Raw genomic sequence first — 14,750 nt, 5'->3', positions numbered from 1 at the left:
TCAGAACGTTATGCGATAGTGTAATGTTCTGACATGCTAACGCACTATAATTAAATCCAGTGAAGCATAGGTTTAAATCAGAGCTAGAGTGACTATCAAAATCCATATCAGAAAGGCATTATGGCAAATAATAGTGGTACTGTTTATTTATACAGTGTGGCTAAAAAGGGAAACCACCTTGAATGCGCGCTCTTAATAAATGCTTATAATTCAATGATTAATGTAAACATTGCTGGTGGATATGAAAATAGGCGGATTAGAATAGATCTTCACCTTTAGTGACCAACTTCACATACTCTGTTATACTTTGCGCAACTTCGGCATTGAAAGTACGGATAACACAGTTTGTGTCGCTACTTTTGCCAAAACACACACGCATAATTCGGAATAATACATTGATTTCAACAGCAAATATTACCCAACAATTTGGCGCAAAGCCGCTTTTTGAAAACATCTCAGTTAAATTTGGTGAAGGCAACCGTTACGGCCTAATTGGTGCCAATGGTTGTGGTAAATCAACGTTTATGAAAATTCTGAGTGGTGAATTAGAGCCGTCAGCAGGTAACGTAAGTACTGATCCTAATGAACGAGTAGCAAAACTAAACCAAGACCAGTTTGCCTATGAAGAATTCACAGTAATCGATACTGTTATCATGGGTCATAAAGAGCTTTGGGAAGTTAAAAAAGAACGTGACCGTATTTACTCACTACCTGAGATGAGTGAAGAAGATGGCATGAAAGTCGCAGACCTTGAAGTTGAGTTTGCAGAAATGGATGGCTACATGGCGGAATCAAAAGCGGGCGAATTATTGCTAGCGGTTGGTATCCCAATGGAACAGCATTTCGGCCTAATGAGTGAAGTTGCTCCTGGTTGGAAACTGCGTGTTCTTCTTGCTCAAGTTCTTTTTGCAGACCCACACATCATGCTACTTGATGAACCTACCAACAACTTGGATATGGATACTATCCAATGGTTGGAAGATACGCTAAACCAACGTAACTGCACAATGATCATCATCTCGCATGACCGTCATTTCTTAAACAGTGTTTGTACTCACATGGCTGACTTAGATTACGGTGAATTACGCCTGTTCCCAGGTAACTACGATGAATACATGACAGCAGCAACACAGGCTCGTGAACGTCTACTTTCTGACAATGCGAAGAAGAAAGCACAAATTGCTGAGCTACAAACTTTCGTATCTCGCTTCTCTGCAAACGCATCAAAAGCAAAACAAGCGACATCACGTGCAAAACAGATTGATAAGATCCAACTTGATGAAGTTAAAGCATCAAGCCGTCAAAACCCGTTCATCCGTTTTGAGCAATCTAAAGAGCTATTCCGTAACGCATTGGTTGTTGAAAACCTAACGCAAGGCTTTGACGAAGATCTTTACTCAGATTACAGCACTATCTTTGAAGTCGGTGAGCGCGTTGCAATCATTGGTGAGAATGGTGTCGGTAAAACAACACTACTAAATACTTTAGCTGGTGCCTTAGAGCCAAAAGCGGGTTCTTACAAGTGGTCTGAAAACTCAAATATCGGTTACTACGCACAAGATCATGCGCATGATTTTGAAGAAGATATGAACCTATTTGATTGGATGAGCCAGTGGCGTCAAGAGAATGAAGACGAGCAGGTTGTTCGTAGCTTCCTTGGTCGTATGCTATTTGGTCAAGATGATATCAAGAAGTCAGTAAAAGTGATTTCTGGTGGTGAGCAAGGTCGTATGCTACTGGGTAAAATCATGATGCATAAACCAAACATCCTATTAATGGATGAACCAACAAACCACATGGATATGGAATCAATTGAAGCATTGAACCTAGCGCTAGAAAACTACAAAGGAACGTTGTTCTTCGTTTCTCATGACCGTCAATTCGTTGATTCATTAGCAACTCGCGTCCTAGAAATCCGTGATAACAAAATTACAGACTTCAAAGGGACTTACGATGAGTTCCGTAAGATGCGTGCAGCACAAGCTTAATATTATCTAAGTTTGTCTTGATAGCTGATTATTAGCTAATCTATACGAAAACGGCTCACTATCTTGATAGATAGTGAGCCGTTTTTTATTGTTGCTAGTAACAAACTACCTAGTAACAGAGTGCCTAATGAGAGATAGAGAGTGTTAAGCCTCTTTGCCCTTTACATCAAACTCAATCTTTTCAACACCAGTGAATACTTGAAAGCGTAACCCTTTGGCTCTCGCTATTGTGGTAATACCAAACTGCTGAGCAAGCTCTAAGCCCATTTGAGTAACGCCAGAACGAGAAAGCAACACAGGTATTCCCATCTGAGCTACCTTTATCACCATTTCAGAAGTTAAACGACCTGTGGTATAGAAAATCTTATCACTGCCTGACTGTTGATTAATCCACATCTCACCAGCCAATGTATCAACCGCGTTATGACGACCGACATCTTCGACAAATGAAATAACTTCATCGCCCTTACAAATCGCACAGCCATGCACAGCTCCCGCTTTTTTATAAGTATCATTATAATGCGTTAACGCTTCTAGCGCGGTATAGATAGCGGACTGCTTAAGCGCATTTTGAGGTACTTGATAATTTTCAAGCTGCTTCATGACATTGCCATACATAGTGCCTTGACCACAGCCAGAGGTAACGGTCTTTTTCTTGAGCGCTTTTTCCATATGATCGGTATTTTCTTTCGTTGTCACTGCGGCGCTATGTGTTTCCCAATCAATAATAATCGACTCAATAGCTTGGGGATCGGAAAGAAAGCTTTGGTTCTTAAGATAGCCAAGCACAAGCGCTTCAGGTCGAGAACCAAGCGTCATCAGAGTCACAATTTCTTTCCAGTTCAACATAACCGTTAGAGGGCGTTCACAAGCTATCTGTTTCGTTAGCTTTTCACCATATTCATCAAAGACATCAACTTCTAATGTTTGCACAGGATCATCACCTGTTTTTATTATATGAGGTAGAGACACAAGTAGATTCCTTAATGAGTTGCACCAGTAAACAGTCATAAACTGTATATGATAAGACGCTGACCTGCCACTATAATTGTTATTAACAGAAATTCTTATCAGCAGATCTAGTCGATGCTTTGGCGTAATATTTGCTTATTGTAAGTAAGATCACCTTGATTGAAGCGATTTACTACTAAGAGGTTATATATGGAAGATAGTCATACCGAACCATCACTGGCTCATGTTATTAAAACAGAAGATAGATGGTCGATAGAGTGTCATCTAGAGTTACAAGAGATGGCTGGAAAGTTTTGGCAAACATGGCAATGGAATTTACTCGGGTTTGATCTTCATCCACAACAGGTGAACACCAATGTTAGTGTACTTCAGTTATATAGAGATGAAAGAACGGACTATCGCTTTAACCTAAGTTCGACTCAACCTAAGCTATTTGTCGTTTTAGATAATCATCAAGATAGTGATGTATTAAATATTGTCATGCTCACGGCTGCACAAAGTGTTGCTGGTCGCTATATGGATACAGACTACACTGTGCTTTCTTTTGATATGCCATTAGCCGTGCAGGCTTGGATGGAGGCATTCATTGGTCGTCATGGTGAGTTATTAGAAATTAGACGTAAAAAGCGTAAAGGTGCGGGGCGTTCAAGTGAAAAATGATTTTCTTTCTCGTTGGTCACTACGTAAATTAGGCCAAGAAGCGAAATTGACTAAAGAAGCACAAGAGACACCGACACCCCCAGCAGAGACACTAGATGTCAATAATGCAAATAAACCTGTTGAAACTACCAATGAAAATGGCACTTCAACGGCGCTTAATCAAACACTACAACATGATAATGCTACTCAGGCAGTCATAGAGAACCAACTGACGAGTGAAGTGGTGGATGACGCTGAGCTCGATAGTGGTGAAAGTGAACACTCTGACTCTCTATCTGTTGCTCATCTACTGATTAGTGATGCTGAAAAGTCAGTAAAGAAAGCAGCGTTAAGGAAGTTATTTCTAAGTGGTGAGTTTAGCGAGATAGATCCGCTCGATGATTACAATCAAGACTTCCATAATGTGAAAAATATGGCTGGTGGCATAGCAAATACACTACGTGATTGGGTAAACACTATAGAGGGAGACGATGAAGTGGCTCAAAGTAGTGAAAGCGTAGAGAGTAAAGAAGCTCTAGTCGATAAACCAGTCGCTGATGAACGAACGGAAGAAGATAACAGTATAGAGACAGAAAGTGAGGATACCTTATGGTCAGACGACATATCTCCAGAAACAATACCCCCGGAAGCAGTATCTCCAAAAATAGTGGGACAGAATAACCCACATCATAAATAGGTACATTTTGTACTAACACAGGGAAAGGGCGATGAGACAAATTGTCCTTCCTGCTGGATTTTCCATTCATCAGTAGAGCCAAATCTTAGTATAAACGGCTTTATCTCTCATTTTAGTCGGTATATATCGAGGCATTATAAATTGGAACACTATTTGCTTTATTAGTGCATATCAACGGAAACCACTCCAGATGGAACCGAACTATGTCGATGTCACCAGAACTATTAAAACAAGTATTATCAGACAAGCAACTACCAGACTCTAAATCAAATCCTATCGCGTTTGAACATGATCTGACCGCTAATAATTATGCGCGTTGGTACGCTGTTGAAAATACAGTTGAATTGGCAAACCTTATCCCTCCGACCGTCAGCTATGAAAGCGGTGGTAATACACTCATTGTTGGGCCAACAGAAATAATCGTTAGTGCTGCTGAGCAACTAGAGGTGAACTCTTTAACGTTACTTTCAATCGATGGTGCGCCATTAACGGATAATACTCATCGCCTAGCTTCTAAGGTCTACTTTACCAATACGATTGCAATTAATGGTTTTTTGGGTGCTTTTGAGGTGATGGTTGAAAGTCAGGGAATCAAAACAAATCTTTCTAAGGTTTCGATTGGTCAAGACTGCTTTGATGTCATTCTTGATTTGTCGCTCAATGGTTGTATGCCTGAAGAAGTCCCTGTTCCTGGTTATTTCCCTGTGGGTCGTGGTTACCCGAAGCTGACGGAAGCATTAGAAGAAATTCCAACATTAATGGGAACATTTGATAAGCCCAAATACTTTCGTTTAGATACTGATTTATGTGCGCATAGTTCTCGTGGCGTTAAAGGTTGTGAACGTTGTGTCGATGCTTGTCCTGCGGGGGCTTTATCCAGTGAAGGTAATGACAAAATTGGGCATAATATACAAATTAATCCTTATTTATGCCAAGGCGTTGGTACTTGTGCGACCGCATGCCCAACAGAAGCTATTCATTATGCACTGCCTACACCTCAAGAGACTCAAAAATTCATAGAGCGTACATTAGCCAACTACTTAAAAGCGGGTGGTTCGAATCCCATTGTTCTGTTATGTAGTTCACGTCATGAAATGTATAACGTTATGGCATTAAAAGCTTTGCCAGATAATGTCATTCCAGTGGTTGTAGAAGAGCTTCCTTCTGTTGGTATTGATAGTTGGTTTGCTGCTTTAACTAATGGTGCGACTCAAATCTTATTTGCAGCAAGTCGCCATATGCCAGCAACGATCCAACGAGTACTCAATCATGAAGTCGGTGTTGCTCAAGGTTTACTCGAGCAACTTTCATTACCACGTGAATGTATCGATATCCTGTATTTAGAATCACTACGTGAACAAACTCCGACACTGCAAATTGAATCCTTAGGCTACGCTTCATTACAAGAGACGCTGGGGGATTTAGAGGGCAATAAACGCCAACGTCTATTTACTGCGCTTGACTCATTATCTGCTCGTTATAAACCCGAACTGATGATCCATCCATTGCCGAGTACTGCGCCTTACGGAAAAGTGAATTGCGAAACATCGGATTGTACCTTGTGTATGGCATGTATTGCCGTTTGCCCGACATCGGCTTTACATAATGATGGTAAATCACCAAGCCTAAGTTTTGTTGAACAAGATTGTATCCAATGTGGATTATGTGAAAAAGCCTGCCCAGAGAATGCATTAAGTCTAGAAGCTCAAATTAATTGGGATCCAGCTACTCGTCAAGAAGCCATTACTTTGCATGCTGAAAAAGCGGCAGAGTGTTTGTTATGCCATAAGCCTTTTGCGCCTCAGTCTATGATTGATATGTTGCAATCTAAGTTACGTGGTCACGCTCACTTCTCTGATGATAATGCGATTAGACGTATTGCGATGTGTGAAGATTGTCGAGTTAAAGATGTATTTGAGTCGATGGCGGATTCTCCAGAACAACAACTAAAATATTAATAGGACGGTATTGTGGAACAACAAGAACAGTCTTTACGTGCGGATATTTACCTTTTAATTGCCGCCTTATTACGCGATGCGCCTGACGCTGATTTACTGGCTTGGTTGAGCTCGCTCGAAATAGACAATGAAACGAGTTCGATGTCCTCTGCTTGGTATTCCGTTGTGAGATCGGCAGCGCATCATAATGACGCTATTAATGGTGTTGAGTTACTAGCAGAAGAGTATCAAGACTTATTTATTGGTGTTGGTCGTGGAGAGGTTGTTCCGTTTGGATCATGGCACATGAGCGGTGCTTTGATGGAAAAGCCTTTATCAGAATTAAGGCATCACCTAAAGCAATTAGGCATTGAGCGTAATGATGGGGTGAAAGAGCCTGAAGATCATATGTCGGCATTATGTGAAGTTATGGCAATTTTGATCGCAGATACACAAACGGATGCAAGCGTTAAACCTCTGCAAAAGGCGTTTTTTAATCAACATATTAATCCATGGTTTGGTTCCTTAACGAAACAAATCAATGAAGCATCATCGGCGCAATTTTATTGTTCCGTTGCTGAGCTCATTTTTAATTTTATGACACTTGAATCAGTGGGCTTTACTGAGAATCCTATTCATACAAGTAAACCGCCAGTCATCAATGTCAAAAATGTAGTCGACACTTCTTATGAGTAGTTGCAAAAGCAAACATAAGAAAATCAAGAAGTGCTCAGCACTCACGACTGCCTATTAGATAAAGGAAGCAAGTTATGAAAGAGAAGAAAGAAATTGACTCAAGTCGTAGAGATTTATTGAAAGGTCTCACTACGGCTGCTGTTGTTGGTGTCGCAGTTACCAGTACGACGAAAGTGGTTGTTGCTGAAGAAATTAAACCGTCTGAAGCAAAAAAATCCACGGGTTACCATGAAACACAACATATTCGTGATTATTACGATTCACTTTAGGAGCCGACAATGAAATTAACTAAACGTTCTAACAGCGTTTCTAAAGCAGAGCAGCAATTTGGCATTAGCCGCCGTACTTTTATGCGTAACTCATCTTTAGCCGCTGGTGGTGCTGTTGCTGGAGCATCACTTTTTGTGCCTGGTATGATGAAAAAGGCAGAAGCTAAAAGTGCTGATCCTGAAGCTAAAACCGAAATCAAACGCACGATTTGTTCACACTGCTCGGTAGGGTGTGGGATTTATGCTGAAGTACAAAATGGCGTATGGACGGGGCAAGAGCCTGCCTTTGATCATCCTTTTAATGCTGGTGGACATTGTGCTAAAGGAGCAGCGCTTCGTGAGCATGGTCATGGTGAACGCCGCTTGAAATACCCAATGAAACTGGAGGGTGGTAAGTGGAAGAAGCTTTCTTGGGAGCAGGCGATTGAAGAAATTGGTAATAAAGCATTAGAGATCCGTGAAGAATCAGGACCTGACTCTGTTTACTGGTTAGGTAGTGCAAAACATAGTAACGAGCAAGCGTATTTATTCCGTAAAATGGCTTCACTTTGGGGAACTAATAATGTCGACCATCAAGCTCGTATTTGTCACTCAACGACCGTTGCTGGTGTAGCTAATACTTGGGGCTACGGGGCGATGACGAACTCTTTTAATGATATGCATAACTGTAAATCAATGCTATTCATTGGCTCAAACCCAGCAGAAGCACACCCTGTAGCGATGCAGCATATCTTGATCGCGAAAGAGAAAAATAGTTGTAAAATTGTGGTAGCTGATCCGCGTAGAACTCGTACCGCGGCAAAAGCAGATCACTATGTTGCTTTACGCCCTGGTTCCGATGTTGCTTTTATTTGGGGTGTGTTATGGCACGTATTTGCTAACCAATGGGAAGATAAAGAGTTCATTCGTCAGCGTGTTTTTGGTATGGATGAAATTCGTACCGAGGTAGCAAAGTGGACGCCAGCTGAAGTTGAGCGCGTCACCGGTATTTCAGAGCAAGAAGTGTATCAAACAGCGAAATTACTGTCTGAAAACCGTCCGGGTTGTGTGGTTTGGTGTATGGGGGGAACGCAACATACGACAGGTAATAATAACACTCGTGCATATTGTGTATTAGAGCTTGCACTGGGCAATATGGGTAAATCTGGTGGTGGTGCAAACATCTTCCGTGGGCACGATAACGTGCAAGGTGCGACGGACATGGGCGTATTATCTGATACTTTGCCGGGTTATTATGGTCTTTCAGAAGGCGCGTGGAATCACTGGTCAAAAGTATGGGATCTCGACATTGATTGGGTTAAAAATCGTTTTGACCAAAATGCCTATAATGGCAAAAATCCAATGAATAATTTTGGTGTTCCTGTCTCTCGTTGGGTTGATGGGGTGCTAGAAGACAAAGAGAATATCGAGCAAAACGATAATATTCGTGCAATGTTCTATTGGGGGCATGCGGTTAACTCACAAACGCGTGGTACTGACATTAGAAAAGCGATGAAAAAGCTCGATATGATGGTCATTGTTGATCCATATCCAACCGTTGCTGCTGTAATGAATGATAGAACCGACGGTGTTTATCTATTACCAGCGACGACGCAATTTGAAACTCATGGTTCAGTTACCGCTTCTAACCGTTCATTGCAGTGGCGCCAACAAGTCATAGATCCACTGTTTGAGTCTAAACCTGATCATGAAATCGCATATTTATTAACTAAGAAATTAGGCTATGCCGAGCAGTTATTCAAAAACATTGAGGTAAAGAATAACCAGCCAGTCATTGAAGATATCACTCGAGAATTCAATAAAGGCATGTGGACGATCGGTTATACCGGGCAAAGTCCTGAGCGTATTAAAGCGCATACGATGAACTGGCATACTTTCCATAAAACTACCTTAGAGGCCGAAGGTGGTCCCGTAAATGGTGAAACCTATGGTCTTCCTTGGCCGTGTTGGGGGACTGCTGAAATGAAGCACCCAGGCACGCATATCCTTTATGACACATCAAAAACGGTTGCCAATGGTGGAGGAAACTTCCGCACTCGTTTTGGTGTTGAATTTGAAGGGAGTAATTTACTTGCAGAAGATAGCTACTCTAAAGGATGTGAGTTAGAAGATGGTTACCCTGAGTTTACTGATAAGTTAATTAAACAACTTGGATGGTGGGATGACCTAACAGCACAAGAGAAGCTTGCTGCGGAAGGGAAAAACTGGAAAACCGATTTATCTGGTGGTATCCAACGTGTTGCTATTGCGCATGGCTGTATTCCGTTTGGTAATGCCAAAGCGCGAGCTGTTGTTTGGACTTTCCCTGACAGAGTGCCACTACATCGTGAGCCACTTTATACGCCTCGTCGTGACCTTGTAACGGACTACCCAACTTGGGATGATAAAGAGGCAACGTTCCGCATTCCAACGTTATATAAATCAATTCAAGATAAGGATGTGTCGCAAGAGTACAACATCATTCTTACTACTGGTCGTTTGGTTGAATACGAAGGTGGTGGTGAAGAAACGCGCTCAAACCCATGGCTAGCAGAACTACAACAGGAAATGTTTGTTGAAGTGAACCCGAAAGATGCCAATGATATCGGCTTTAAAGATGGCGATATGGTATGGGTCGAAGGGGCAGAGAAAGGACGAATTCACGTTAAAGCGATGGTGACTCGCCGAGTTAAACCTGGTTTGGCTTTTTTACCATTCCACTTTGGTGGCAAGTTTCAAGGCGAAGATCTGTTAGAGCGCTACCCAGAAGGTACTGCACCTTATGTCACTGGGGAATCTGCTAACACCGCAACTACTTATGGTTATGATCCGGTTACTCAGATGCAAGAAACCAAAGTCACTCTTTGTAAAATTAGTAAAGCGTAAGGAGTCATAAAATGGCTAGAATGAAATTCCTATGTGACACCAAGCGTTGTATTGAATGTAATGGCTGTGTCACAGCATGTAAGAATGAAAATGATGATGCACTTGAATGGGGTATCCAGCGCCGTCGCGTAGTGACTCTTAATGACGGTGAGCCGGGAGAAAATTCGATTTCAGTGGCTTGTATGCATTGTACTGATGCGCCGTGTATGGCGGTTTGTCCTGCAGACTGTTTTGAGCATACAGAAGATGGCATTGTCTTACACAATAAAGATCTGTGTATTGGTTGTGGTTACTGCTTATTTGCCTGTCCGTTTGGAGCTCCACAGTTTCCTAAGCAATCTGCGTTTGGTGAGCGTGGTAAGATGGATAAGTGTACCTTCTGTGCCGGTGGGCCAGAGACAGAGGCTGGATCGGAAGAAGAGCGTCATAAATATGGTGCGAACCGAATTGCTGAAGGTAAGTTACCGATGTGTGCTTCATTGTGCTCAACCAAGTCACTTTTAGCTGGTGATGCTGAAAAAGTATCAGAAGTGTTCCGTCAGCGTGTAGTCGAGCGTGGTGCTAAACACGCTGGTTGGACCGATGGTGAAGATCTCGCTTTTGATGCGACTAAAAGCTAATAATGGAGAGCGTTATGTTACAACGTATTAAGCATGTGACGCTCGTTATGCTGCCTTTATTGGTAGCATTCCTCCTGAGTTTTTCGTTTCAGGTATCAGCGGAAGAAGGTTCATCACAAACCAGTTCATCACAAACAGTAAAGCAAGAAATGACTCAACTAGGTGGTGCTGATTTTTGGCGTAAGGTTAAGGAAGGCGAAGAGGGTTATACAACCTCTCAATTTCCTGAGCATGGTGTGTTAATTAGTACGCCTGGTGAGACATGGTTTATCTTGAAAGAAAAATGGATGTCACCGGCAGGTGCTGTGGCTATCTTTGGTAGTATTACCCTCGTCTTCTTAGCCTATGTTGCAGTTGGTCCATTAATGTTAAGTGGCAAGAGAACTGGGAAAACAATCAAACGTTGGTCGAGGCTAGATAGAGCTTTACATTGGAGTATGGCATTTACTTTTTTAACATTAGCATTTAGTGGGTTAATGTTGGTTTATGGTAAACATTTTCTAAAGCCGTATATTCCTACTGATTTATGGGGATTCATAATACATCTCGCTAAGCAGTATCATAACTATGTTGGTCCACTATTTTTTATTTTACTGGTATTCGTTCTTTTAAAATGGTGGCGTAAGTCATTATTTACAAAAACAGATATAACTTGGTTTATGAAATTTGGTGGTATGGTCGGAAAATATAAAGGGACACACCCTTCAGCTGGTTTCTCTAATGGTGGTGAAAAGGCGATTTACTGGCTATTGATCGTATTTGGTGCGATTGCTGCAATTAGTGGTCTTGTTTTAGATTTCCCTATATTTGGGCAAACTCGTCGTGATATGGAGCTATCGAACCTCGTTCATATGTTCTCCGCACTTATCCTTATCTGTGGTTTTATTTTCCATATTTATATTGGTCTGTTTGGTATGGAAGGGGCCCTAGAAGGGATGGTGACTGGTGAGGTTGATGAAACATGGGCAAAAGAGCACCATGATTTATGGTACAACGAAGTAAAAGATAATCAATCAGATGCCACTAAACCAGATAAACAGCCATAATAACGCTTTTATCTATATTGTTATAATCTAGGGTAGCGAGCTTTGTCGAGCTACCTATAAATTGAGATAGAATACGGATGAAAAATAACAGCAATAATGGTATCTGGTTGGCCTATATAGCAAGTATATTGACACCATTTACTTTTTTGATTTCAGGTTTAATCGCAATTATTTATGCCGGATATCGGCTAGATAAAGGGGAAGATAGTGATTTGGTTAATTCACATTACTATGGCTTAATTCGTAGCTTTTTTCTTTACCTAACTTTTTTTGTGGTTTTGATCGTAACAGTCGCGACGTCAAATGGTGTATTAATTGGGATTAATAACTATTGGTATAAAAGTTCACTAATCGATACATTCGGTCATGCGATACCATTTGTCGGAGCTGGGTTTGCTATTTTAGCGATTTTAGTTTGGTTCTTTCGAATGGTTCAAGGGATGCAGCAATTAAAAAATAACATTCCTCATAAGCCATCGGCTGGCCCAAATTTATAATATTCAATTTGGTAATAAAGATCCTCTATGCTGAACGGTATAGGGGATTTTTTTGTTTCTGCACCAAAAGATCGTGCACTAATATAGTTCATTTGCACTATGCTGGTGTGAATTTTAGTTGTCAATATTGGTTTTCTTATATTTACAGAGTAGTGTTCTCTTTTAAGTATCTGATATTTCGTGCTTTATTTTATATTTTGTTTCGTGTGTTTTTATTAAATAGTTGGAATGCAATTTGCTGTAAACATTATTCAAACAGATTTCACTATCTTGGTGAAAAGGAAAATTCAAGAGCACGAAAATAGTGCGCAACACTAAATGGAGATTCTATAATGAGCGAAACAGTAAGTCAGGTGCATGGAGCAGTTCAAACTCTGACTCAAAGCTCAGATACCCTTTTTTTATTACTCGGTGCCATCATGGTATTTTTGATGCATGCTGGGTTTGCATTTCTTGAAGTTGGTACTGTCAGAAAAAAGAACCAAGTCAATGCATTAGTTAAGATTCTAGCAGACTTTGGTGTTTCAGCTATTGCCTACTTTTTTATTGGTTATTGGGTGGCTTATGGTGGACACTTTTTTGCCGATGCCGAAACTCTGTCACAAGGTAACGGTTATGAATTGGTTAAATTTTTCTTCTTGCTTACTTTTGCTGCCGCTATTCCTGCTATCGTTTCTGGCGGCATTGCAGAGCGAGCACGTTTCTACCCAATCTTAATTGCAACTTTCTTTACTGTTGGTCTAGTTTATCCGTTCTTCGAGGGTATGATTTGGAATGGTAACTTTGGGGTTCAAGGTTGGTTTGAAGCCACCTTTGGCGCAGGCTTCCATGATTTTGCTGGCTCAGTGGTTGTACATGGTGTTGGTGGCTGGATAGCATTAGTTGCTGTTATCTTTCTTGGTATGCGTAATGGTCGCGTACGTGCAGGTAAGCACACTAACTTTGCCCCATCAAATATCCCTTTCTTAGCCCTTGGTGCTTGGATCTTATCTGTCGGTTGGTTCGGGTTTAATGTTATGTCGGCGCAAACACTCGATGGCATCAGTGGTCTCGTGGCAATGAACTCATTAATGGCTATGGTCGGTGGTATTCTAGCTGCGCTTGTTGCCGGTAAAAATGACCCAGGCTTTATTCATAATGGTCCTTTAGCTGGTCTTGTTGCTATCTGTGCCGGCTCTGACTTAATGCATCCGCTTGGCGCATTGATTACTGGTAGCATCGCTGGTGCACTGTTCGTTTATCTGTTTACTTATCTTCAGAATAAAACAAAAATCGATGATGTTCTCGGTGTATGGCCATTGCATGGTATTTGTGGTGCATGGGGAGGCATTGCTGCTGGTATCTTTGGTCAGCAAGCGCTCGGTGGACTCGGTGGCGTGAGCTTTATTGTTCAAGTGCTTGGTACTGGCTTAGGCATTATTGTTGCCGTTGGTGGGGCGTTTATTGTCTATGGTGCTTTACATCGATTTACCGGTTTACGACTCTCTGAAGAGGAAGAGTTTAATGGCGCTGATTTATCGATTCACAGAATTTCTTCAGTTAATGAAGACTAATCAAGCTTAGAGCTGTATAGATAGATTGAATAGAAAAAGCGGCTTCGGTCGCTTTTTACTATGACGGGCATAATACCATTGTCTAATGCTTTAACTTATAGTTACATCGCGAGTGATGCTAAACTTATTGCTAAATTAAGGACAATAAGGATTCTTACATGAATTACCCATATCGCAATATCGTTATTCTTACAGGTGCTGGAATCTCCGCTGAATCTGGAATTCAAACCTTTCGGGCACAAGATGGATTATGGGAAAATCATCGAATAGAGGATGTCGCAACACCTGAAGGTTTTATTAATAATCCTGATTTGGTGCAATCTTTTTATAATCAGAGAAGACAAGGCTTATTGTCAGCTGATATTAAGCCCAACAATGCACATTTAGCATTGGCTCAGCTAGAACAAGAGCTCCAAGGTTTTGTTACTGTGATTACTCAAAATATTGATAACTTACATGAACGAGCTGGTAGTGCCAACATCGTTCATATGCATGGCGAATTATTGAAATCTCGCTGTACTGAGTCAAATCAAGTCATTGAACAAAAAGAAGACTTAAACACTGGCGATCTTTGCCATTGCTGCCAAATCCCAGCTCAGATGCGACCTCATATTGTTTGGTTTGGTGAGATGCCATTAAGAATGGGGGATATTTACTCGGTATTAGAGTCTGCGGACTTATTTATATCGATAGGCACTTCTGGTGTAGTTTATCCAGCGGCTGGCTTTGTACATGATGCGAAAATGCATGGTGCACATACCATAGAAATTAATTTAGAGCCGAGTGCTGTGGAAAGTGAGTTTGATGAAAAGCGTTATGGTAAGGCAAGTATTGAAGTACCTAAACTCGTCTCTGAATTATTAACAGATGCCTATAGTAAGGCAGCCAACTAAGGGTTATTTCTGACCCCTTACTTTGAATGGTATTGCGATATTTAACACTTGCAGACTGTGCTAGCAAAAAAAGTGGCT

The 14,750-nt window shown here is 41.2% G+C and carries 12 protein-coding genes and 1 pseudogene; 12 read left to right on the top strand and 1 reads right to left on the bottom strand.

The window, feature by feature from the left end:
• Window positions 1–395 precede the first annotated feature (395 nt).
• Window positions 396–1,988 (top strand): ABC-F family ATPase, encoded by a 1,593-nt coding sequence (locus tag BCU68_RS00370; RefSeq protein WP_102562809.1) that lies wholly within the window; start codon window positions 396–398, stop codon window positions 1,986–1,988.
• Between the two features lie 144 nt (window positions 1,989–2,132).
• Here BCU68_RS00370 and fdhD read toward each other — a convergent pair whose 3' ends face one another.
• The gene (gene fdhD, locus BCU68_RS00365) at window positions 2,133–2,960 is read right to left on the bottom strand and encodes a formate dehydrogenase accessory sulfurtransferase FdhD (protein WP_102562808.1); all 828 of its coding nucleotides are present in this window, start codon (window positions 2,958–2,960) and stop codon (window positions 2,133–2,135) included.
• A 189-nt stretch (window positions 2,961–3,149) separates the two neighbouring features.
• Here fdhD and BCU68_RS00360 point away from each other — a divergent pair, with 189 nt between their 5' ends.
• From BCU68_RS00360 to cobB, 11 genes and pseudogenes are all read left to right on the top strand, one after another.
• Window positions 3,150–3,620 (top strand): DUF3305 domain-containing protein, encoded by a 471-nt coding sequence (locus tag BCU68_RS00360; protein ID WP_102562807.1) that lies wholly within the window; start codon window positions 3,150–3,152, stop codon window positions 3,618–3,620.
• Window positions 3,610–4,296 (top strand): DUF3306 domain-containing protein, encoded by a 687-nt coding sequence (locus tag BCU68_RS00355; protein ID WP_157935153.1) that lies wholly within the window; start codon window positions 3,610–3,612, stop codon window positions 4,294–4,296. Before BCU68_RS00360 ends, BCU68_RS00355 begins: the two co-directional genes overlap by 11 nt.
• 203 nt (window positions 4,297–4,499) lie before the next feature.
• Window positions 4,500–6,254 carry a 4Fe-4S binding protein gene (locus tag BCU68_RS00350; protein ID WP_241901238.1) on the top strand — a complete coding sequence of 585 codons (1,755 nt, stop codon included), beginning with the start codon at window positions 4,500–4,502 and terminating at the stop codon, window positions 6,252–6,254.
• A gap of 9 nt (window positions 6,255–6,263) precedes the next feature.
• The gene (locus BCU68_RS00345) at window positions 6,264–6,929 is read left to right on the top strand and encodes a molecular chaperone TorD family protein (protein WP_102562805.1); all 666 of its coding nucleotides are present in this window, start codon (window positions 6,264–6,266) and stop codon (window positions 6,927–6,929) included.
• A 74-nt stretch (window positions 6,930–7,003) separates the two neighbouring features.
• Window positions 7,004–7,198, top strand: coding sequence for a twin-arginine translocation signal domain-containing protein (locus BCU68_RS00340; RefSeq protein ID WP_102562804.1), 195 nt, complete (start codon window positions 7,004–7,006; stop codon window positions 7,196–7,198).
• 9 nt (window positions 7,199–7,207) lie between these two features.
• Entirely contained in the window at window positions 7,208–10,063 is a 2,856-nt protein-coding gene (locus BCU68_RS00335) for a formate dehydrogenase subunit alpha (RefSeq protein ID WP_102562803.1), read from the top strand.
• 11 nt (window positions 10,064–10,074) lie between these two features.
• A complete protein-coding gene (gene fdh3B, locus BCU68_RS00330) occupies window positions 10,075–10,683 on the top strand; it encodes a formate dehydrogenase FDH3 subunit beta (RefSeq protein WP_102562802.1) in 609 nt (202 codons plus the stop codon).
• A 14-nt stretch (window positions 10,684–10,697) separates the two neighbouring features.
• Window positions 10,698–11,687 (top strand): annotated as a pseudogene (locus BCU68_RS00325) (formate dehydrogenase subunit gamma); the annotation flags it as partial.
• A 119-nt stretch (window positions 11,688–11,806) separates the two neighbouring features.
• On the top strand, window positions 11,807–12,226 hold the full coding sequence (locus BCU68_RS00320; RefSeq protein ID WP_102562800.1) for a hypothetical protein: 420 nt from the start codon (window positions 11,807–11,809) through the stop codon (window positions 12,224–12,226).
• A 332-nt stretch (window positions 12,227–12,558) separates the two neighbouring features.
• The gene (locus BCU68_RS00315) at window positions 12,559–13,779 is read left to right on the top strand and encodes an ammonium transporter (RefSeq protein ID WP_102562799.1); all 1,221 of its coding nucleotides are present in this window, start codon (window positions 12,559–12,561) and stop codon (window positions 13,777–13,779) included.
• A gap of 158 nt (window positions 13,780–13,937) precedes the next feature.
• Entirely contained in the window at window positions 13,938–14,672 is a 735-nt protein-coding gene (gene cobB, locus BCU68_RS00310) for a Sir2 family NAD+-dependent deacetylase (RefSeq protein WP_102562798.1), read from the top strand.
• Window positions 14,673–14,750: the final 78 nt, after the last annotated feature.

The sequence above is a fragment of the Vibrio sp. 10N.286.49.B3 genome (assembly GCF_002873395.1).
Classification (GTDB): domain Bacteria; phylum Pseudomonadota; class Gammaproteobacteria; order Enterobacterales; family Vibrionaceae; genus Vibrio.
The sequence above is the reverse complement of the archived record's forward strand: the minus strand, read 5'-3'. Positions and strand labels throughout refer to the sequence as shown.